The sequence below is a fragment of the Streptococcus sp. HF-100 genome (assembly GCF_015594635.1).
GTDB lineage: Bacteria > Bacillota > Bacilli > Lactobacillales > Streptococcaceae > Streptococcus > Streptococcus vaginalis.
Window position 1 is genome coordinate 25,863 of the sequence record NZ_JADNQV010000003.1, and the last position, 21,698, is coordinate 47,560.

Here is a 21,698-nt window from a genome sequence, read left to right on the forward strand (position 1 = left end):
ACAATTCCTCTTTCTATAAATTTTTATTTATTCAACAATCGCTAAAATATTTGCTTCATTGACAACGAGGTACTTTTCTTCGCCGTCTTTAACTTCAATTCCCGCATGGCTTTCAACGAGAACGGTATCACCAGCTTTTACGCTTGGCGCAACGAGTTCACCGTTGAGTGTACGAATTCCATCCCCGGCAGCTACAACTTTTGCTGTCTTTGTTGCGTCTTGTCCTGCACCTGCAATGACAAAACCACCAACTTTTTGTTCTTTTTCTTCTACTTTTAAGACCACACGGTCGCCTAATGGTTTAAGCATTTGTTTACCTCCAATATCTTGTTTTAGCACTCTACAAGTGCGAGTGCTAATATTTACATTTTCTATTGTATCACTTGGTCAGAAATAGTCAAGAAAAAAACTCTGTCAAACGACAAAGTTTTTAGGGGGAAAGCAAATAAATTTTTATCGAACCAATCTTAATTTTTCTTCAAAATCATCAATGACTCTTTGAAGATTCAGTCGTCCTTTGTAAATACCATAACCAAAGACAAGCATGGCTAATATTCCCAACACTGCTAGGATTATTCCAAGAACAAAGGCAATGAGATTGGTTTGACGGAAGAAATAGATCAGAACAAGACCGATACTAGCAATAGTAAAGAAGAGACTAAACCAACGCCCTAGATTTTCAATCATGTGTTTTTGGTATTGAATTTCCGTTTCATATCCTTGAATCAATTCTTGTTCTGTCATATTTTTCTCCTATTTAGTATTTCAATCCTGGGTTGAAGAAGCCAACCAATACACCAAGGAAAGCTACTACAACGAGAAGCAACATTACTTTAATTGGTGAAAGGTTTTTCTTCGCCATCAACCACCAGCAAAAGACGATAAACAAAGCTGTCAATAGACCTGGATAGACACCGTCTAATTGATCTTGTAGTACCAAGAAAGCTTTTCCTGAAGAGTCTTTCAATTTGAAAGCTGTCTTAACAGGTACCCATGTCGCTGCAACAGCACCGATAACCATACCACCAATGATAGAAACAGACTTACGGATAGCTTGTCCTTGAGGTCCGACAAGAAATTCAACTGCTTTGTCACCAAGTTCATAGCCTTTAAAGTAGGCAAATTTCATACCGAAATAAGCGAGCAAGTTCCAAACAACGATATAGAAAATTGCACCAAGTGGCGAACCACCATTTGACAAACCAAGAGCAATACCTAGTATAATCGGAATCAAGGTACCAACAATCAGTGAATCACCAATCCCTGCAACAGGTCCCATCAGACCAGCACGAAGACCGTTGATCGTTTCGTCATCCACTCCATCAGCGCCATTAGCACGCGCTTCTTCTAGACCAGCTGTAATCCCTACAATCAAAGTACCTAATTGAGGTTCTGTGTTGAAGAATGCAGTGTAAGTATGCATTGCTTTGGCTTGGTCTTCTTTTTTAGGATACAATTCTTCCACGATTGGCAGCATTGAAGCTAGGTAACCAAAGGTTTGCATGTGTTCTTGTGAGAAGCAAGTTAAGTTCCCATAATACCAATGATGGAAAGATTTTCCTAATGTTTTTTTCGTTAATTTAACCATTTTAAATATCCTCCTCATCGTCGTCATCATCAAAACTTGCACTTGAAGCTGCTTGTGCTCTTACATTTTTAGCCATTTGAATTTCATAGAATAATACTGCGAAAATCAATGAAATTACTGCACAAGATACAAGGTTAAGTCCTAGTGAAGCTGCTAAAGTAAATCCAACAAAGAATGGAATGAAATCGACAGCTTTTTCAACAATTTGTTTCAAGAGAATTGCAATTCCGACACATGGAAGAAGAGAACCAACTGTGAAGAGGGTTTTCATTGGAATACCGTCCAATGGAAGTGTCGTTTTCAAGGCCGTAACTGCATCTGCACCTAATTTACACATAATGAGGGTTGGCAAGAATGAGAATATCAAGTGTGAAATCCAAGGGAAGCCCCAGTCTACCATGTACAGGCGTTTAAATTCACCTTTTTCAACAGCTTTCCAACCAATATGTTGCCAAAGCAAGTTCATAGTAGCGGTACCATAGAAAAGAACTGTACCGACTGTACCAACGAGTGTTCCCATTGATTTAGCCAAGTTAGCAGCGTCTGCAGAGTCAAGTGATAGTCCTTGCGATTGAATGGCAACCATTGCCAGAGGAATCCCAATATAAGAAACCGCACGCACGTCAGCTGAAACCGTACCACCAGGTGTTACCAAAGCGATATAAACGAGCTGCATAGCAACCCCACAGATAATACCTAATTTCACATCTCCTAAAATCAGTCCTGAAACTAAACCACCTACAAGCGGGCGCCCAAGAGTATAGTTACCAATGGAAGTACCACCTAGACCAGGCATAGATGATAGACAGGCAAATAACCCTAGTAAAGCGGCTTGAAACCACGAAATTGTCATAATAAAGCCTCCTTAATGCTTATTATATTTTGTTAAAAACCAAATTTAGATTTGAAATCGTCCCAATAGCCAATAGACACATCTGGCAAGAGTTGGAATTTCACTTTATAGCCAGCTTTTTGAATCGCTTCAAGTGCTTCCGCTTCCTCTTGTGTGATGGATTGGTTGTTTCCTAATTTAATAGCTCCTGGACGGTCATTGGCTGGACCAACGATGATTTCTTTGATATCACTAGGCACAAAACCTTGATCAACTAGTATTTCTTTCATATCAATTGGATTTTTAGTAATCAAGAAATAGCGACTATCGGAATCCAATACCTTTTGTGATTTTTCTTTCCATGCTTCTTTTGTCCAAACGAATGTTTTTTTATCAGAAGCTGCTTTGTAGGCTTGTTTCAAAACTGTATTTCCTGCTGCAGCATTATTGACAGCAACTAAGCCGTCACAAGGATATTCTTTTGCCCAACGAGTTACTGTTTGACCGTGAATCATACGGTCATCAATACGTACAAATGAAATTGTCATGATAAATCTCCTTTTTAATCTTTTTTAAATATCGTCTTCATCCTCTTCGTCACTAGCAACTACATCAAATTCTTGCAGCGCTGCGGATGCTTCTGAGAGAATGGCTTGTGCCAATTCTTTTCCTTCCAACATATCTTTCATCACTAAGCCTGTGAGTGCCATTGTCAAATTGAGACCACCAAGTACGACTGCAGTGTTTAACTTGCCAAGTTCTGATAAAACATTGCAAGCTGTCGTCAAAGGGCTTCCTCCGACAATGTCTGCCAACACCAAAACCGTATCTTCTGTTCCCAGATTTGCTAACGCTTGACGAAAGTCAAGAGCGAAATCTTCAACAGACTTGCCTTCTTTTAGACCTACTGCAATGACTTGGTCGGTCTTATCCCCAGCGAACATCCTCAATGAGCTTTGCACGCCTTCTGCTAGTCCACCATGACTGACTAGTACTAGATATTTCATGTTCTTTCCTCCTTCATTTCTGTCTTTATTTTACTAAATCTGAAACCGGTTTCACATTGTCAAATGTCACTTTGTAAAGATGACATTTGTTAGTTAAAATATGACAAATGTCATATAGTTTTCAAAAAGAAAAATAGCCAGCTTTGAGCTCAAAAATCTCTCATCTGACTATTTTGATATTTATTCTTCGTTAAACCTCTATTTGCCTGTTTCTTCCATTTCCCTTTGAATACTTGGTAAGATACTGTCTATTTCATTGTTTTTGAGAGCATTTCCTAGTAAATAATCCAGTCGTTCCAAAGAATGATAATCTAAGTCTCTGCTAATATCTAACACCGAATGCTTCATCATATGATCCAGTCGTTGCGATGTCAGCGAATCCAGTCCAAAGTCATCTGCCTGTAAAATCTTTTTCGTCTGACTGCTTTTAACTACGGAAGTCAAGACAGAGGTCCCTTGTGATTTTGCAAATAGCTCTTGCTGATTTTTATGATTTTGACACAGCAATTTCATAAACTTCCAAGCTAATTTGTCCTGTTTTGTCTTTGAAGAAATAGCAAAAAGAGATGTTTTCACTTGGGTCGCAGGAATGCCCGCTTTAGCGGCCGGCATAGGAATGCAGGTCCAAGAAAATCTAGAATATTTTGCCACATGGTAGGGATAGGGTTTGTAGGTTCGATATTGAGCCAAACTCATTGGATAAAAGGCGACCTTACCTTCATCAAAATCATTTGACGTTACCTTGTACCGTTGATTTAATGAATCCAATTTACTGATAAAGGAGAGTGCTTGATGCATTTCGACACTATCAATATTAACACCATTTTGATTTCTTAAATGCCCGTTATACGCCACCAAGGCTTGCTTCCAAGTATAATCCGTAATGCCATACTGGTCAATCAGACCGTCACCATCTGTATCCTTTGTTACTTTTTGACAAATCGCATATAAATCCTCTAAAGTCCAATTGGAGTCAGGAATTGAAATACCTTCTTTTTCCAACAAATCCTTATTGACACACATCATGACGGGATTGCTTTCAATCGGCAAAGCATAACTGTTCCCCTGATATTGCCCGGCTTGGTAGGCAACTGGATAGTAAACCGCGGCTTCTTCCTTACTAATCAAAGAATCTAAGGATTTAAAAGCCCCAGAAGATGCCAACATTGAAAAATCATTTTCAGGCACCATAAAAACATCTGCCTGCTCACCCTTTAGAATCTTTTCTGCTAGCCAATTGTCATAGTCCTTTTTAGGAATTCCACTCTCATAGACGACCTTGACATTGGGATGTGACTTTTCAAATTGGCGAATAATATTGTCTAACACTCTATTCTCACGACTATTCGGAACGTCCCAGCTGCTACCTGCATACACTCCAATTCGCAAAATCTTTTTTTGATTGGAAGTCCATAAAACAAAGCTAAGGGCCACTAAAAGGAGAGCCGAGACGAACATCGTCAAATACCTCATCCGCCACTTCATTTGTCATTGTCCTTACTAAAATCACGTTGGGTAACACCTGTCTGCACAGCCCAAATAGCTAATTGCGTGCGATCTCGCAAATTTAATTTCGTCAGAATACCTGACAAGTAATTCCGCACTGTCCCTTCAGACAAGAACAACTTCGCTGCAATTTCCTTGTTTGAAACTCCAAAACCAATTTGTTGGATAATCTTCCACTCAGTCTGACTCATATCTTCTACATTTTCTTCCGCAACAGAAATGGCAAAATTCGACTGCGCCATTTGTGAAAAGATTTTAAACACTTTGCTAGCAATGTTGGGGTTAATCATAGCACCGCCTTTGTGAACCGTTTGAATGGCTTGGTGCAGTTCGTCAGTAGAAACTCCTTTTAAAATGTAACCAGAAGCTCCGTATTTCAATGCTGAAAAAATGAAATCATCGTCATCAAAAGTTGTTAAAATGATAATTTTGATATCTGGATAGTGCTCCTTGACCGCTTTTGTACAGAGAACGCCATCCATAACAGGCATTCGAATGTCCATCAAAATCACATCTGGATGTATATGGTGAAGTTTTTCGAGCACTTCCTTGCCGTCACCGACTGTTCCCACCACTTCAATATCTGCATGAGCTGATAAAATAATCTGTAAAGACTCACGAATCAAGGCTTGATCATCTGCTATTAAAACTTTAATCATTTTTTCCTCCTATTTTAGGAATTTCAATATGAGTATAGAAACCGTTGCGATTTTCAAAATGAACACTCCCACCAATAATCGCCAAACGCTCCTGCATTTGTTTGAGACCATAACCATAGTAAAGCTCATCAAAGCCGACTCCATCGTCTTGAATGGTCATGATATAATTTTCTTTTTCCAATAATTCAATCCAAATCGTCTTGGCGTGTCCATGCCGCACCGAATTTGTAATGGATTCTTGAATCACCCGAAAGACAATATCTTCTTTTGCAACATCCAAATCAATCGTGTCCCATTCATAGAGAAAATGGATTTCTAAATTAGAAATGGCTTCGTACTCTCGAATAATTTTAAGCAGTGCTTCTTTTAAACTATTGTTTTCTAGAGCGCCGGGACGCATTTTATTGAGCGAGCCTCGCACATCACGGATACCGTCTCGCACAACCACAGAAACATTTTCCAACTGCTCCTTAGCACGATTTTTGTCAATATCCACCAGTACTTTAACCGCATCAATCCCAGCTGAAATTCCTGTCAAAGCATGCCCTAGCGTATCGTGGATTTCTCTGGCAATCCGCTTTCTTTCACGGTCTTCCGCAATTTTTTCAGATAAGGCTAAATAACTATTCAACTCGCGATTGGCTTGTGCCGCCATCCGCAGTTCTTCTTCAATATGGTGCTTTTCGGTCATTGCAGATAAAATGTAGAATAGCAAAGAAATCATAAAGACAACCAGATTTAGTGAAAAGAGAAAATTCTTTCCAAAAAGGAGTGCCATGCGAATAGATTCTGGACAAAAGCGAATGTAAGTATCTAACGAAGGCAATTTAACAAAAAGCGACATCAAATCATAGTTGGATAAGAGCAACATACTAAAGCTCAAAATGATAAAAGAAAACCAATATTTCCGATCTTTTGAGGTGTTAAATTCTTTAGAACCGTAAAAAATATCCGCAAAAACCAAGAGAATCAAACCATTATAAGAAGAATGCAGGACAGAAAAGATAACTAACATCAGCAAAATCTCAATAATAGTTACTTTATCATAAACGGATAGCTGATTTGGGTGTTTCTCACGGTAATAAAATACTAATAGCAAGCAAGCATAAAAGATAATAGCTAACCAAAAACTAAAGCTCGGCGAGCCTGGGATAGCATCCAAACGCCCCAATAGTGAATGAGCATAACCTCTTGCGACCACGTAATTCGTCGCAAAAAGATAAATAGAGGCATTATAAACAATGGCAATAAAATTGATGACCATTAAAGCAATTTTGCTATAAAAAATACTTTTATTTCGTCTCATTATTGCCACCCTGTAATTGTATATTGCCCGATGTTATCTTTATTCACCAAATGAACAGGAATCAGGTACTCCTTTTTGTAAGATTGATGCTTCATCATGCGCTCAATCACTTCTGTCACCTTTCTGCCCATTTGAATCGGAGACTGGGCAACCGTTCCTTGAATATCATTGGTATTGGCAAGGAAATTCTTAATATCAGGCGAGCCATCTACGCCATAAATTGCAATCTTATCTGTCACACCTTGATCTTTTATGGCCGCGAGAGCTCCGATAGCAGCACGATCATTTAAAGACATGACCACATTAAATTGCATTCCTTCGTTCAATGCTTTTTTTACTTGAGGCATACTTTCTTCCGTTTGCCCCAATGTTTCCCGCTCAGAAACCACCTGATAAGCAGGATGCCCTTTAATCGTATCTAAAAATCCTTGAATCCGATCCATCGCAGACACAGCGTTATGATGTTCCAATAGTAAAATCTTCGCACTTGACAATCGTTTCATCATATCGTTTGCTATCAACACACCGGCTTGATAATTGTCTGACACAATAGTAGTATCAACTTTTGCATCTTTGCTAACAGGTGCATCCACGACAATGATCTTGATTCCCGCTTTTCTGGCTTTATTTAAAGAAGTCAGAATCTTTGGACTGTCACTCTTAACTGGGTTTATAACAATCACATTCACTTTTTCTTGAACAAAATAATCAATCTGCTGACTTTGCTTATCTTCGTCTAATTCTGGGTCCCGCACATAAAGTCGACTTCCTTGTTGATTGGTTTTTTTCTCAATTTCAGCATTTAAGGTTTTATAAAAATCATTGTTCATCGTCATATAGGTCGCTCCTATCTTAACTTGCTTGCTATCTGATGAATTCCCTTTTACATAGAGGAAAACTAAGCCAGCCAAGACGAAGACAAACAGAAAAAATAATAGATATTTACGATAATAGCGATATTGCTTTTTTCCTTTACCTGCTCTCATTTTTTCTCCTTATTAACAGCAATCTTAAACAGAAAACTTTGTTTTATCTAGGTTTATTATATTATATTTATGGCAAAATATGTACATTTTTACTTACCAAAATTGATACAAACCTAGACATATCAGCTTTTACTAATCATTCCTAACTTTTTTAAAACGACAACATTAGACAATATTCACCATTGTTTCTCCTATTTTTGGTTAATTTCTGGTAAACTTAAATCAATTTTTTCCAACTTATCAATTACTTCTGACTTCATGTTCTGAGTAACATGAGTATAAATTGACAACGTTGTTTTCTCGTTCGAATGTCCTACTCTCTCCATAATCGCTCTTAAAGGAACTCCCAACTCTGATAATAACGAAATATGGGAATGACGAAAAACATGACTAGTCAATCTAAAATCTTCACTTTTATCAATCCCTGATTTCTTAAAAGTTCTTTTCAAAAATGTGTTAAAAGTAGTCAGTAATATAGGATATTTCTGCTCATAAATAAAAACTAAATCACTTTTTTCCTCAAGTTGACTATACTCAGATAATATTTCAATTACTCTATTAGAAACTGCTATAGTACGAATAGAACTAATTGTTTTTGGAGAAGTCAAATAATAATTTTCAGCACTTTCTTCTGTTACTAAAGTATATTGGATATGAATTTCTCTATTCTCTATATTTACATTTTCCCACTTCAACCCCAACGCTTCTCCAACTCTCATTCCTGTCCAATACAAAAATTCCGCCAATAAAATGAACCTTTTATCCTCGTTAGACTTTTGTAAATAAAATAAATATTCACTCATTTCTTCTTTAGATAAAAAATGTTCCATTTTTTGTTTCATCACTTTTATATTTTTCTTAGCCTTAGGTAAAACTACTCTTTTAACTGGATTTTCTTCAATATATCCTACTTTGAAACAATATGCAAAAAATACATCTAGAATAGATATAAATAATTTACGATAACCTACAGACCAATCATTTGACAATAAATACTTTTGCAACATTATATTTGATATTTTTCTAACTTTTTGTTTTCCAAATTCTCTTAAAAAAGCATCAAACATAAATTTTTGTCTAACATACGTATTTCTTTTTAATTCTGATTCCCGAATAGATAACCATTCATTCGCTATTTCAGATACTAATAAATCTTGTGAAACACCAAATACTGTGTTTGTCTTTTGCTCAATTTTGGATTCTAAAATTTTTCTTGCCTCAGCTTGTGCCGCTCTTGTTTTAGAAGTTAATGTACAGGATACTTGCTTCCACTTTCCCTCACTTTCATCAAAATATTTCTCGTAATATCGTACTTTTTTTACATCAATTACTTTAAAAAACATAGAACCTCCTATTTCTAGCAGGTATATTTTTAGTCAATACCTACAATTATATCATTTAAATTTATTCTTTTCCTTATACAACAAAAACAAGTAAAAACCTCTTACATTAATCATAACTTTTCCACCTGTTCCAATTGAAATATTCCTAAACTTTCTAATAGCTCTAGATTCCTCTAAGCGTCGTTCAATCGTTTTTATAGAGATAGCTGAAAACCACCCCTCTTTTAATTGCTTTTTTGAAACAAACTTATCTGGATAATTATTATACAATTCTTGTACTTCCATTATTATTTCCTCGCTTTCTATCTATTCCTAAAATACAATAACCAACTTCTAAACCAGTATAATCTGCCAGCTTATAAACAACATCTACCTCAACTTCACGTCCTGTCAAAACATTATCCTTTACTTCACTCAACAACAATTTATCTCCTACTTGATAATTTCTATCATCTTTACGAAGCTCAAAGTTCTTTTTCCCATTCTGAACATCATTAAAATACAAATACGATAACTTAATTCTATGTATCACAACCTACTCCCTTCAAAATAAACAAAGCAAGCCACTAACGACTTGCTTTATTAAATTTCTTCAAAAGTGCTACTCCAGCTAACATCAAGACACCTATTAGGCTCAAAGCAAGGCTGGCAACCGTTCCCGTTTTAGGCAAGACTTTTAATTCACCTTTCTCATCTTTCAAGGCAACTGTACCATCTTGTTGCTTAACCGCTCCAATTTCAGACGCATTCTTCAGTTCAACTGCTCCATCTGGATTTTGAACATACACTTGACCTTCTTTTGTCCCAACAACTGTATGACCAGTATTGGTCACAATTGGTTGCTGCTCAATTTGTTCTTCCGTAACATTGGTTTGTTTTGGAGTATCAGTCGCTTTGACACCTGTATTTTCTTCTGCTTTCTTTTCCTCTGGTGTAGGAGTAATCGGTTTTGTAGCCTCATCCGTCTTAGGAGTTTCTGCAGGCTTTTCTTCATTCTTTGAAGGTTCAGTTGATGGCTCAACTGGTTCTGTGGAAGGTTCGCTTGGCTTGACCTGTTCCTGATTTCCCCCTGAGTTATCTGGAATAGTCGGATTAACTGGTGTCTCAGGAGTCACCTCACCCGTTTGCGTTTTGTCGTCTTTAGGTTTCTCCTCTTTTTCCGTCGGAACTGGAACTTTTTCATTATCCGAAGGAGAAGGAACTACTACATCTACTGGACTTGTGACCTTTCCTTCTTCTGCTAGAGCAGCCAAAGGACTTGTACCTAAAACGCTAACTGCTACTAATAAACTTGCAACTACTTGTTTTTTCGTCATTTCTTTTTACCTCATTTTCTTTCTATTGTCATTTTAATGACCATCTACATACCATAACTGACTAGCTGTTCCCCTATCTAATACCCGATAGGAAACTGTCATTGCTGGTACTCCAAATACATTCATTTCTGAAATTAAAATTGATCCATCACTTCTTACCTCTTCACAAAAAGCTACGTGTCCATAAGTCGGATCAGAACCAGCTAACCCTTGAACAAAAGAAACAGCCGTATGTTTCTTAGGCGTATGGCTAGAAGAAAAACCTGCTTTTCTAAACCAATCACCACCATTTCCCATAAAGGAATCAAACTGAATGCCTAACTGTTTTGCACGATTATAAACATACCAGGTACATTGACCTGCTGGATAAGAACCACTTCCGTCGTATGCGTGACCATCATATTGGCTGATATTACCCCAACCTGCAGGAATCGCTGTGGTACTTGTACCCGTATTATTATCCTTAGAAAACGTACCTTGTGCTGTTTTCAAAATATCATAGATGACCTCTGCCCATTCTTCAATCGCACTTACTTTCGTTTGAGAATCAGAAATTGCCACTCCTTCATAATATTGTGACCAATCCCTAGCTGCCTGTTTCGGATCTCCACTAGAGCCCATTTTTATAACCACTCTAGCATAAGCTCCCTCTAACTCGGTACTCATCAAATCCATTTGAATTTGTTTGTCGAGTTTCTTTTCTTTCGCTTGACCCCAACGATTGCCATTGATTGTACTACCCCAGCCAGACCACTGGTAAAATCCAGCTACACCACCACTAGGATTCACCGCCCTTACATCAAAACCACATTCCCGATAAGCCACCGCCAACGAACCACTGGTCGCCTGAAGCGTAAAATGATGACGAGAAATAAGTCGATTTGCGAAATCCAACGCATTTTGTGCATTTTCTTCACTCAACTGCCGACCTGTTTTTTCTGTAAATTGTTGCGCAAAGTCTTTAGCAGAGATGGTAATGCCTCCTGTTGTAGATTCAAATGTTTGTGAATCAGCAGCTCCACCTCCAACAATTAAAATCATAAAGCTTAAAAAAAGAGTAAGAAGTAAAAACAGACCAACCAAGCTACGTTTTACTAATTTCATTTTTTCCTCTTTTCAAACAATTCTCTTGAGATAGCCGATTTTTCTTCTACAATAGGAGAACTTTCTAAAGGTTCTTTAGACTGAATGGACGGCATTTCCTGTTTCCGTTTCAATTGTTCCTTATGAAATTCTCGCTTCATTTGCGGCTTCACCAACTCGTTTTCAATCATAGAAGAAAGCGTTGGCTTCTCATCAGACTGTTGTTGATATTCCCTAAAAGCGACTTGTTCTCTTTTTCGTTCTTCTTGTCTTTCTTGACGTTCCAAGTAACGATTTTCTCGTTCTTTGAAAGCTACTTGAGCAGGGGCATTCGTATCTCCAGCTAAATCATGTAACTTAGACCGAAGACGTTCTCCTTTTGGAATAGTTGCGACATGACGTAAATGATCTGCCGTATCTAATAAACGCTGTTTAAATTCTGCTCTCTTATCCAAAGCCACCTGTTTATCCAATGTTTCACCTGCACCATACCGAAGCGTATCATAACCTTCTAATGCCCGATTAGCTCCTTGCTTCATGGTGTTTTTAGTTGCTCGAAACAACGTTCGCACCCCAGAAGATGATGGAATAGATGGCTCTAAAACTTCATTCCCTAGACTATCTGTCAAAGGTTGTGACGAATCAACTGTTGAACGATCTAGAGTTCGATTTTTAGAGAAAGGATTCACCGTCGGAATTAAATCTGGTTGGTACAAGTGTCCAAGATTTTGTTGAACACGTTGTGCCACTTCTTGAGCAGACAACGTACCTCGAACAAACAAACCCATTAACATGGAGCGACAACGCCAAAGGACAAACCAAATCAAGCCCTGCAGAATTGCTACCCAGAAATAAACCTTACTCATACCGCCTGCGACCCCTTCAATCAAACTATTGACAAAGAGAAAAGCCCGAATCCCAAAGAGACCCAAACCACCTAAAAAAGCAAACTGGAGAATCTTCTTTCCTGCATTCCCCAAGACCTGCTCAAAACTCGGAATCATGGCAATAAAGAGTAAGAAAACCAAGGCTACAATCATCAGAAGTACCATGTACTTAAAGACTAGTGAAATCAAACCAATCATAATTAAAGCCAGACCAACTACCATAGCTTTGACTAACGACGCAAAAGCAGTTAGGAACTTGCTACCAATACTTGACCAAGATAAATTGGATATTTTTTCATTTTCATCTGAAAATGTCTTTACATCTTTAGTTTTCCCCTCTGTTTCAAACAAAGCCCTCACTTTCTCTTCTGGGACATCTGTTGTATTGAAGTTTAAAGCGAGAAATGGTTTATAGACCATTTCTTGAAAAATCGCTTCTTTAACAGTTGCCAAGTTATTGGCATTTGTGCCAATAGATTGATGTTCTTTATCCAGCTGATCAAAGCCAGAAATCGCAATCTTTGTCATATCCGAAGAAACGCCATCCACAATCTGAATCACTCGAGACAGATTATATTTGGCTTCAAATTGTTGATTCCCGACATTCGTTGAAAAGATAGACGGGCGATACAAAAATAGCGCTAAAAACCAAACCAATAAGAAGCGAAACATTCGAAAAGGGAAACGTTTCGTTTTAAAGAACTCTACCAAGCCACCTATCATCGCTAACGCATAAACCAAATACTGATAATCATCCATAAAGTTTTGAAACATTTGAGCCGAGAAAGAAACAATCTGATCCAATACTTGATAGACATTTGCACTAAAGACTTGTTCCAAAATAATAATCACCAAGCAATACAATGTTTTTGTCACAAAAAACAAGCCCTGCACAATGGCATTAACTACTTTGGGGAAAATATCTGTTATTCCAAAAAAGCCATCTTCTAAATAAATATAACTCGTCAATTTAGACAATTTTGTTGGATCTACCGTATTTTTAGCCTGTTCCAAATAAGTCTGTGCTTCTTCCCGCTTTTTAGCAGTTTCTTCTAAAGAAACAAATTTTTCTTCATAGTTACGAATGGTTGTCTGCAAACCTTGTATCTGGCTTGAATCATTTTTATCCGTATTCTTTGCAATGTAATTTTTAATACTTTCAATATCTCTTGCAGCCTGTTCCAATTCTTTTACAGTTGGAGATTTTTTCTCTAGTGTTTGGTCTACGCGTTCAGCTACTTGCTTAACACTCTCATAGGAAGAATCCTTTTGAATCGCTCGCTCGTTTTTTTCTTTTTTCTCTTGAGCTTGCTTCTTTCTAGCTGCTTCCTGACTTTGACTTTCCTGGACATTGGCAGGTACATAACCCTGATTTGAATTTTTGGGAATGATTTTCTCATTTGGATTTGGAACAGTATTATAACCATTTATTCCTGGAGTATCTGCCAAAACACTGATTGGAAGAAATAATAGAAACAGACTAACAAATAATATCTGTTTCATTGTTTTATTCATTAAGCTACCTCCTGCTCTTCAGGTTTCCGTACTGTTTCAAACAGTTTCGCAATTTCTGGGAAAAACAAACCATCAACCGTCACTCGCTCTACGCGACCATAAGTATCTTTATAGAGACATTGAGCCTTAGTCATATTGTTAAACCACTCTTTACTATCTTCTGTAACTTGCACTTTCAAGCGACGGAGTACCTTTTCTGCCGCATTCTCCGCTTCATTATGAAAACAGAAATACGTCCCAAAGGCAGAGGTTTCTCCATCTTCTCGGTTTGAATCATCTGGTTCTTGCGAAATAAAGACCAAGAAATTATTTTGAGAGCGTCCAACCCGTTTGATTCGATTTAACAAACCACGACCATAAGCCGTAATTTTAAACAACCAGGCTTCATCCATAAACTCTACCGTCTTACTAGCATAATCCCGTTCACCAAACTTGATACAATAATGACCTAAAGCATACATTACCGCCAAAGACTTCTTATTTTCATAAGATAATTGCACCTTTTCATCATTTGGTAAATCTAAGTTCGCAATTTCCAAGATTGTATTTCGAGCTGTGAAGTCAACTGCTGGATTGATACCGTCAGAAAAAATCAAGCTTAAAACCGAATCCTTCGTTTCTTCTATCAACAGTTCCGCTGTCTCTCGAACCTCTTCATTTTCATGTTTAGCTAAAGCCTTAAAAACAGAAAGTGTCCCAACTTTTTCTCCTTTTGCCCGTCTTTCCGCAAACTCTCGAATCATTTTTGATAACTCTGTCTTGAATTTTTTCTCTTTGTCAAGAGGCATAAACTCATCAATCATCGAAATAATCAAGCCTTTTGCCTGTGTACGATCTAAAAAGACAAGCGGATCCAATACTCCAGCATTTTCTTCCTTAGTATAATCTAATGTGATAAAATGAAGACTTCGGATATAATCTTGAATTTCTGGAAAACGATCTGTCTCCTCTAATTCTCTTAACATCTTTTCATACCAATAACGCTTTTCCATTTTCGGATCAATATACAAGGTTTGGTCATTGAGTAAACTAGAGTAAAAATGAAGCATACTAGCCGCAAAAGTCTTCCCTCTTCCTGTATCTCCCGATATAGAAATATGAGGATTGTTTGTCTCTCTACCGTCTGCCTGCTCATTCGCTTCTAAAATATTAACAAAGACTGGTTTATCACTTGCTGCAATCGCTTTTTCAAAACGAGAATGCCAAGATTTTCTTTGATTATCAATCATGCCAAAATAAAAACCAATTTCTTCACCAACCATTTGACTTGTAAAAAACAAGTCTTCCGCAAAAGCTCCCGCTTCAACTGGCTGAATAAAATTCTTATCTCCTGGCATAAGAATTTCACCAAAACGATTTTTTGAAAACAAATATAACTGATAAGGTGTTGCCCTGGAAAGACTAATCTTACTATCTTTCATGGAATCCATGAGAATATTGATTTTTTGTTTTAAAACCGTATAATCTGCATCCGATACAACCATCGTCTGCAAATAACTAATCATTGGAATCCCTTCATCAATCTTCTCTTCCATTTTTTCAACCAAGTATTTTGATTGACCGACCGACTTCTTCCCAACCGAATCCGCCTGTTGGGCTTCTGTTTGTGCTCCCTTTAATCTTTCACGAGCAAAACGTCCTTTTGTACGAATATTATTAAATGGCAATCCCTTTGTTTTCGCAAACTTTGCTTTCGTCCACACCTCAACTGGAAATCCTAATGCTCTGGCTCGTTCAATTGTATGCAAATAAGAAGCATTCTCTGCTTTATAAGCCACTGGCAAAAATACCACATACTGACTACCTTCCTCATTAAACAACTCCAAAACATTCATCTTCTTAAAGTCAACTGACTTATCCCCTAGATTTCCCATATAATTTTCAACCAACTTCACTTCATACTCTTTATCTACGTTTAAAGAATGAAGATAAGCATACCGATTGACAAAAATCGTTTCTTGGGTTTCTAGCCGTCTAAACTCTAACAAATCTAGCTTTTTTTCTAATTCTTCACGTTGACGAACATACCTTTCTTCCCAGCCATCCAACACATTCTTTTGAAAGCCCAAGTTTTCAATCAATAAATCAGAAGCGGCTTGAATAGAAGATTGAATCACTTCTTTTACATCTACCGAAATAGAAAAAGATTTTAACGGAATCGAAATAAAATAATGATAATCACACAATTCTTTCGTAGACATCAAATAATCATAGGACTTTTCCAACACAGAATACGCCATTTCTTCCGTATCTTTAGAAAATTTATAAGATAACTGTCTAAATTTCCCCAACAAATCTTTTGGAAAAGGTAACATGACAACATCAAAATCACCATACCCTCTTATTTCTTGCAACCAATCTACCACTAAATTCTTAGAAGCTTCTTTTTTAACTTCATCCACTGGATTGAGAACTTGTGGTTCAACTTCATACAAAGCAAAGACACTTCCATCTTTCTTTAAGATCAGATTTTCAACAATATCTTCAACTTCGTTGTTTAATGCCATTCTTTTTCCTCTCTTTCTTTAAAATATAAGATGGTTTAAAATACAATAAACCATCATTCAAATAGAAACGTTTTCGCTTTCGTCCATATCTCCAATAAAAACGAACATAATCTTTTAAAAACTTTACCACTGGCTGTTGTTCAATTTTCAAATCTGATAAAATGATTCCCAAACTCCAGATTGGAAGAAATCCCAGGGTTGCCCAAAAAATCAACGGAATCGGGATCGCCTTTTCTACACGAGACATAATCCACAAATACAAAACATACAAAGTTAAGCTCCAACCAATCGTTGATAGTTTAATCGCATTTGACAGAGATATTTTTTCAGACAGCTTCTGAATCCAAATCGGTTGTTCCAAAGCCGACCGATAATTATAGACTTTTTTATCTACTCGCTGTTTTTCTGCCATTACTTACCCCTTAAAATTTAAGATGACTCAATGCCCAATTCATGAATTCCCCAAATTTCGCTAAAACTTGTTCTGGATATAAACAGAAAAATGCAATCACAAAACCAGCCGACAAAACCGTCAAAGCTTTTCCAAAGCTCTTGGTTTTCATAAATTCATAAATCCCAGCACCAACACCAATTCCTAACGCAACCCATACTCCTTGTTCCTTTAAAAACGTTGTTACTAAATCTTTCATTTATTCTTTTCCTCCACTATTTCAATTCTGCTGCATATTTTTTTGAGATACCATGCTCTAGTTTTTGAACACGATACGTTTCTTCTTTTTTATCTACTTGTAAAGTTACTACGAAATTCTCTTGGTGAGTTAGCCCTAATCCGTCTGTAAAAGTAACCTGTACCACATTCACTAGCACATCTTCTTTTTGCTTATCCTGAATAAAATAAAAATAATCTACGGACTTAAAGACATAACCTTTTACTGGACGAACTTCCTTAGAAAAAGGAGACATTTGCGTCTCGTCACCACTTGCATAAGCCTTGAAAAATGCTTCTACATATTCTTTAGCCTTAGAGTATTTTGAATCATCCGCTTGAAGATTCAACTGCACCTTATTTTTCGGATTTTTCGCAATATAAGAATCTTCATCTGTAAAATAAGGCAAGTCAGAAACATAATATTTGTTATTTTTTACTCCATAAGGAATATTGATCACTCCAACATTATTTTTCCATTCATCATTGACATTTACGGAATAACCCACACGATAAGTCGCAAGATGATTTGTAATTTCAATCAAAACTGCACCTGTCAATTTACTTTCAAGATTCGTTGTTTTTGTACTTTTCACATCGATTCCTGCACCATAAAACTTCTTTAATTTCTCTTGATTTTCAGGACTATTATCTGAAAAATAAGAGTTTAAGAAATCTGTCATGAATAAACCAACTTTATTTGACAAGTTCCGTGAATCTTGATTTGTTACCTGGACTATTTTCTTTTCACCTCGCAACGTTCTAACTGCATTAGAAACAATTACTAAACCAGCCAAGCCAACCACACCAACTATAAAACCAAGCAATAAAAAATTAGCCGCTCTTTGACTAATCTTTCTTGGTCTTATCTGCACATTTTCTTGTTTCCGTTTTGGAAACTTTATTTTTTTCTTTTCTTTCCTAGAAGAAAAGAATTTCAACCCTCTCAATTGTTTTCTCCTTTCAAATTATTTCCTTTAGAGCGGAAATTTTTGAAAATTTCCGCTCTAAAGGAAATTGTCTACATCTACATAAAACCCTCGTGTTGTATTGAGTACCACTCCTTTCTCTATATAAGCCTGAACAGCTGTCACCCAATTATTAGCCTTGTAAAAAAACTCAACAACCGAGGACATTTCACATTGATTCAAAATTTTTGTCATTAGCTGCACTTCGTCCTTTGTCACAAAACAATAATGATGACTAATGATGTCACTAACCGACCAATGATTTTTCAAACAATGAACAATAATAAAATCATCTCCAGCGTACAATCCTTCAATCACCCGTCTTAACAAATACGCTTCATCAAGGCTCATCATTGTATCTACCTGCCAATCTTCAAAGCCACAAATAAAAAATGATTCACCACTGAATCCTCTTTCTACCATTCTAGCCTCAATAACCTCTTTAGGATATTTCATAATATCTAACTGACACAATGAACTGGATTGACCGTCTGCATGCACTCGAATATTTGCAATCATCCTTCTACCTCATAAATAAGAAAATAAGATTTCTTACATTTTTATTTTCCATTCCATCTTTTAACAATACTTTTCACTTCCTCAAGCTGCTCTTCACCAAAAATTTCCACAAAGACAGAAGGCATATAGCCAAAATCTCTAACTATCTCTTGACCACCTTCATCAAGTACAAAAAATACCATTAAGACATATTTGCCATTTTTAAAAAACGTCAAATCATATCTTATTTTCCTAGCATTAGTGCGAACTTTAGCACGATGATAAGACATTCTCTTGCCATGTGCCAACGAAACCAATCGTTCAAATATCTCTTCTGCAGTCATTTCATTTTCTCTCTCTCATACAAACACATGCCATTGATTATCAACATAACCCAAAAGAGAACATCTATCACTTAATCGCTCATTAATTTCTTCTAAGTGCTGTTCAATATAGCCCTCTAACTCACCACTTTCAAGAAGTTCTTGATAGTTTTCGTCAGTCAACATCCTTGTCTGATAAGTCAAAACATCTTCTGCATCTAAACCTTCATAATGATTCACCCACATATCATCTGGATTTCCATCTCCAAACGCTTCAATTTCTGCACCATTAAAATATTCATCTACAGCATCTTGAATTTCTTCTGGTAAATCCAAAAAGTTTTTACCATACATATAATCTTCGCATAAATTGATATAACAGTTATAAGTCACTTTTACAGACATCTCGTCATCTCCTATTCTTAAATAAAAAAAGAGAGGCTTTTACCTCTCAAGTTTTTTTAACTAATTCGCCAACTCAGACAATGCTTTCCCACGCCCACGAAGAATCCCTTGGAAACGTCGCATTTCTTTATTAGCCCACCAGTATTTTTTAAGTTCGCTTTGAATATCTTCAAGTCCTGATTCTTTAATCTGTTTTCCAGTCAATTCCTCAAACTGTTCACTTTTCAAAAGATTATTTAAACGTTGGGAAGCGTCAAATGCTTCCTCAAATTTATTTGCCTGTAAAAGTTCGCCCAATTCAGAAGAAGTGCCTTTTACTTGTTTAATAAATGTTTTTGTTGTTTCAGCCATTTTTGTTTCTCCTTTTTATTATATTATTTATAGCTTTACTTTTATATCAACTAACTTTCTTTTTTGTAGGTGAACGAATCATTCTCATCTTTTTTATCTCTACTTTCTAAAGGATTCCCTTCGTGCTAACAAGCGCTTATACAAACGATGTTCCGCACAAAGTTTTAATACAACTTCCCTTTGTTTTTTCTCAGACTGCATTAAAATCCCAAAAATCAATAACCTTCTTTTCAAAGTAACTAACTGTCTTAAATCCCGTTCATAATCTTGTTGTAAAACAAATAAACCTGCAAAAGTATCTTTATCACAAGAAGAACGAGCTTGACGAACCAATTCTTGAATATCCATCTGATAAGTATTCATTGTCCCTTGTTCTATTTCAGGATGATAAAATACTCTATCTGGAATCATCAAAACACAACTTTTTACAATTGGTTCTAAGTCCTTTCTGCTTTCCAAAAATAACTTCAACTGCTTTTCTGCATACATGAAAGACTGCTCCTTACTGAATTTAAAATTTTCTCACCTCGATCATTTAGCTCTCCTGAATTGATAATCATTCGCAAATTTTCTTCACAAACTAATTTGTCATATTCTTCTACCAAAGCAAGTGAATCAGATACCTGGTGCATTAACCAGCGAATCGTACGTTCAATGTTATACGATTCAGGCTGAGTTGATAATTTCAACGGTTCAACTCCGCCAAATAACAATTGCCATTTTTTATCCATAAGATAAGCGCCATAATCATTCAAACCGTCATAAACATTGATTTTACTATTGATTAAAGCTCGTGCAATTTCTGCTAGGTCTACACCTAACAAGTATTCTTCCACTACTCCTTGAGCCTTTCCATGAGATAAACGAATTTCATACCGATTCCAAATTCCAAATACTTCCAAGGACTCTTCTACACTTAGATTTTCTTGTTTCGCTAACTCATATCGTTTTTCATAAAAGTTAAAATACATTTCAGATTGACGACTGCCAAAATAAAGAGAAATACCTTGACGATTTTCCTCAATTTCCTGTTCATCTTCAAAGTTTAAAGAACCACCACCAATGTAATTCCATGTCCGCATACTATTAAAATCCAATTCTTTATGATAATACTTTGTAATCATATCTGATAACAAGAATTGTTCTGTTTCCTTTTCATATCCTTGATATAATTCATCAATTGCTAAATCTAAGCGAGTAACACGCATATCTTCTCCGTAAGCTATCTTTAATTCTTGAAAAAAATCAAGCCAAGTAATTCCCTCATTTTCAAAAATGAGTTCCATTTGACGACAACCTTTCCCAGACAGCTGCATTGTGATTTGATAATTACCCGTTTCAAATTTATCAAAATAATCAAAAATCCAAATATCACCCCGTTTCCACAAGTGGTTATAATTCATCAGCTTAGATTCATACGACTGAAAATCTTTAAAAGCAACATGCAAAAATTTCTTACAAAAAAATTCTAAGTCTCGTATGCTCATTAACGTAATTCTCACATAGTCCACCATCACACGTAATCGAGACGGATCATGTTCTAAACAACCAAACTTAGACTTTATTTCACGAAACTTATCTAGTGTCAATTCACGACGACCAGTTTCATAGAATTTTAAACTCTGCAAGCTAATCCCTGCAGATAATGCAAACTTCTTTTGAGTTAGTTTTCGTTTCTTCCTAAAATCCTTTAAATACATTGGATTCATGCAAATTTTCTCCTTTTTTCTTCATAAAGTTTACAGTTTTTTGCCCAAAAGTTTACAGTATCAAAAACTCGCAAACCCTTGATACACTTAGGACAAGGCGGGTTGTAATTTGTATTTTTTCAAATATTACCCCCCTATTAGAAATCGGGGGTTGAAAATTGAAAATCCCTCTGATGAGAGATAGGATAACCGGTGTATCGGGATAAACGGCTGCCCTACGGTCAGACCTATCCCTACACCTA

The 21,698-nt window shown here is 36.5% G+C and carries 26 protein-coding genes; all 26 read right to left on the minus strand.

What is annotated here, in order from left to right; translation table 11 throughout:
• Positions 1-27: 27 nt before the first annotated feature.
• The 26 genes from groES to IYQ23_RS03940 all read right to left on the minus strand — a co-directional run bounded on the left by groES (position 28) and on the right by IYQ23_RS03940 (position 21,456).
• Entirely contained in the window at positions 28-309 is a 282-nt protein-coding gene (gene groES / locus IYQ23_RS03815; protein ID WP_003030877.1) for a co-chaperone GroES, read from the minus strand.
• A gap of 144 nt (positions 310-453) precedes the next feature.
• A complete protein-coding gene (locus tag IYQ23_RS03820; protein ID WP_106383925.1) occupies positions 454-744 on the minus strand; it encodes a PTS fructose transporter subunit IA in 291 nt (96 codons plus the stop codon).
• Positions 745-757: 13 nt separating this feature from the next.
• Positions 758-1,588, minus strand: coding sequence for a PTS system mannose/fructose/sorbose family transporter subunit IID (locus IYQ23_RS03825; RefSeq protein ID WP_003026914.1), 831 nt, complete (start codon positions 1,586-1,588; stop codon positions 758-760).
• A gap of 1 nt (position 1,589) precedes the next feature.
• Positions 1,590-2,441, minus strand: coding sequence for a PTS mannose/fructose/sorbose/N-acetylgalactosamine transporter subunit IIC (locus IYQ23_RS03830; RefSeq protein WP_195674126.1), 852 nt, complete (start codon positions 2,439-2,441; stop codon positions 1,590-1,592).
• 32 nt (positions 2,442-2,473) lie between these two features.
• Positions 2,474-2,968 carry a PTS system mannose/fructose/N-acetylgalactosamine-transporter subunit IIB gene (locus tag IYQ23_RS03835; protein WP_049513158.1) on the minus strand — a complete coding sequence of 165 codons (495 nt, stop codon included), beginning with the start codon at positions 2,966-2,968 and terminating at the stop codon, positions 2,474-2,476.
• A gap of 24 nt (positions 2,969-2,992) precedes the next feature.
• Positions 2,993-3,427, minus strand: a complete 435-nt coding sequence (locus tag IYQ23_RS03840) for a PTS sugar transporter subunit IIA (RefSeq protein WP_049516995.1) — start codon at positions 3,425-3,427, stop codon at positions 2,993-2,995.
• A gap of 198 nt (positions 3,428-3,625) precedes the next feature.
• Entirely contained in the window at positions 3,626-4,912 is a 1,287-nt protein-coding gene (locus IYQ23_RS03845; protein ID WP_195674127.1) for an ABC transporter substrate-binding protein, read from the minus strand.
• The gene (locus IYQ23_RS03850; RefSeq protein WP_195674128.1) at positions 4,909-5,592 is read right to left on the minus strand and encodes a response regulator transcription factor; all 684 of its coding nucleotides are present in this window, start codon (positions 5,590-5,592) and stop codon (positions 4,909-4,911) included. Before IYQ23_RS03850 ends, IYQ23_RS03845 begins: the two co-directional genes overlap by 4 nt.
• Entirely contained in the window at positions 5,585-6,898 is a 1,314-nt protein-coding gene (locus tag IYQ23_RS03855) for a sensor histidine kinase (protein WP_195674129.1), read from the minus strand. The genes IYQ23_RS03850 and IYQ23_RS03855 overlap by 8 nt, the downstream gene beginning before the upstream one ends.
• Positions 6,898-7,884 (minus strand): sugar ABC transporter substrate-binding protein, encoded by a 987-nt coding sequence (locus IYQ23_RS03860; RefSeq protein WP_195674130.1) that lies wholly within the window; start codon positions 7,882-7,884, stop codon positions 6,898-6,900. The genes IYQ23_RS03855 and IYQ23_RS03860 overlap by 1 nt, the downstream gene beginning before the upstream one ends.
• Positions 7,885-8,075: 191 nt before the next feature.
• A complete protein-coding gene (locus IYQ23_RS03865) occupies positions 8,076-9,227 on the minus strand; it encodes a tyrosine-type recombinase/integrase (RefSeq protein ID WP_195674131.1) in 1,152 nt (383 codons plus the stop codon).
• A gap of 51 nt (positions 9,228-9,278) precedes the next feature.
• Positions 9,279-9,512, minus strand: coding sequence for a hypothetical protein (locus IYQ23_RS03870; protein ID WP_195674132.1), 234 nt, complete (start codon positions 9,510-9,512; stop codon positions 9,279-9,281).
• Positions 9,490-9,759 carry a DUF3850 domain-containing protein gene (locus IYQ23_RS03875; protein ID WP_195674133.1) on the minus strand — a complete coding sequence of 90 codons (270 nt, stop codon included), beginning with the start codon at positions 9,757-9,759 and terminating at the stop codon, positions 9,490-9,492. The genes IYQ23_RS03870 and IYQ23_RS03875 overlap by 23 nt, the downstream gene beginning before the upstream one ends.
• Before the next feature lie 34 nt (positions 9,760-9,793).
• Positions 9,794-10,543 (minus strand): LPXTG cell wall anchor domain-containing protein, encoded by a 750-nt coding sequence (locus IYQ23_RS03880; protein WP_195674134.1) that lies wholly within the window; start codon positions 10,541-10,543, stop codon positions 9,794-9,796.
• Positions 10,544-10,576: 33 nt separating this feature from the next.
• Positions 10,577-11,647 carry a phage tail tip lysozyme gene (locus tag IYQ23_RS03885; protein WP_195674135.1) on the minus strand — a complete coding sequence of 357 codons (1,071 nt, stop codon included), beginning with the start codon at positions 11,645-11,647 and terminating at the stop codon, positions 10,577-10,579.
• A complete protein-coding gene (locus tag IYQ23_RS03890; protein ID WP_195674136.1) occupies positions 11,644-14,028 on the minus strand; it encodes a DMT family transporter in 2,385 nt (794 codons plus the stop codon). Before IYQ23_RS03890 ends, IYQ23_RS03885 begins: the two co-directional genes overlap by 4 nt.
• Entirely contained in the window at positions 14,028-16,535 is a 2,508-nt protein-coding gene (locus tag IYQ23_RS03895; protein ID WP_195674137.1) for an ATP-binding protein, read from the minus strand. Before IYQ23_RS03895 ends, IYQ23_RS03890 begins: the two co-directional genes overlap by 1 nt.
• Entirely contained in the window at positions 16,513-16,947 is a 435-nt protein-coding gene (locus tag IYQ23_RS03900; RefSeq protein WP_195674138.1) for a TcpE family conjugal transfer membrane protein, read from the minus strand. The genes IYQ23_RS03895 and IYQ23_RS03900 overlap by 23 nt, the downstream gene beginning before the upstream one ends.
• A 10-nt stretch (positions 16,948-16,957) precedes the next feature.
• A complete protein-coding gene (locus IYQ23_RS03905) occupies positions 16,958-17,185 on the minus strand; it encodes a TcpD family membrane protein (RefSeq protein WP_195674139.1) in 228 nt (75 codons plus the stop codon).
• Positions 17,186-17,201: 16 nt separating this feature from the next.
• Complete coding sequence (locus IYQ23_RS03910) at positions 17,202-18,152, minus strand: conjugal transfer protein (protein WP_195674140.1); 951 nt, start codon at positions 18,150-18,152, stop codon at positions 17,202-17,204.
• Between the two features lie 57 nt (positions 18,153-18,209).
• Positions 18,210-18,689: a hypothetical protein gene (locus IYQ23_RS03915; protein ID WP_195674141.1), complete on the minus strand. Its 480-nt coding sequence runs from the start codon at positions 18,687-18,689 to the stop codon at positions 18,210-18,212.
• A gap of 41 nt (positions 18,690-18,730) precedes the next feature.
• The gene (locus IYQ23_RS03920) at positions 18,731-19,012 is read right to left on the minus strand and encodes a hypothetical protein (protein ID WP_195674142.1); all 282 of its coding nucleotides are present in this window, start codon (positions 19,010-19,012) and stop codon (positions 18,731-18,733) included.
• Positions 19,013-19,027: 15 nt separating this feature from the next.
• On the minus strand, positions 19,028-19,396 hold the full coding sequence (locus IYQ23_RS03925) for a hypothetical protein (RefSeq protein ID WP_195674143.1): 369 nt from the start codon (positions 19,394-19,396) through the stop codon (positions 19,028-19,030).
• 60 nt (positions 19,397-19,456) lie between these two features.
• The gene (locus IYQ23_RS03930) at positions 19,457-19,747 is read right to left on the minus strand and encodes a hypothetical protein (RefSeq protein ID WP_003074182.1); all 291 of its coding nucleotides are present in this window, start codon (positions 19,745-19,747) and stop codon (positions 19,457-19,459) included.
• A 99-nt stretch (positions 19,748-19,846) separates the two neighbouring features.
• Positions 19,847-20,236, minus strand: a complete 390-nt coding sequence (locus IYQ23_RS03935; RefSeq protein WP_195674144.1) for a hypothetical protein — start codon at positions 20,234-20,236, stop codon at positions 19,847-19,849.
• Entirely contained in the window at positions 20,215-21,456 is a 1,242-nt protein-coding gene (locus IYQ23_RS03940; RefSeq protein WP_195674145.1) for a replication initiation factor domain-containing protein, read from the minus strand. Before IYQ23_RS03940 ends, IYQ23_RS03935 begins: the two co-directional genes overlap by 22 nt.
• Between the last annotated feature and the right edge of the window lie 242 nt (positions 21,457-21,698).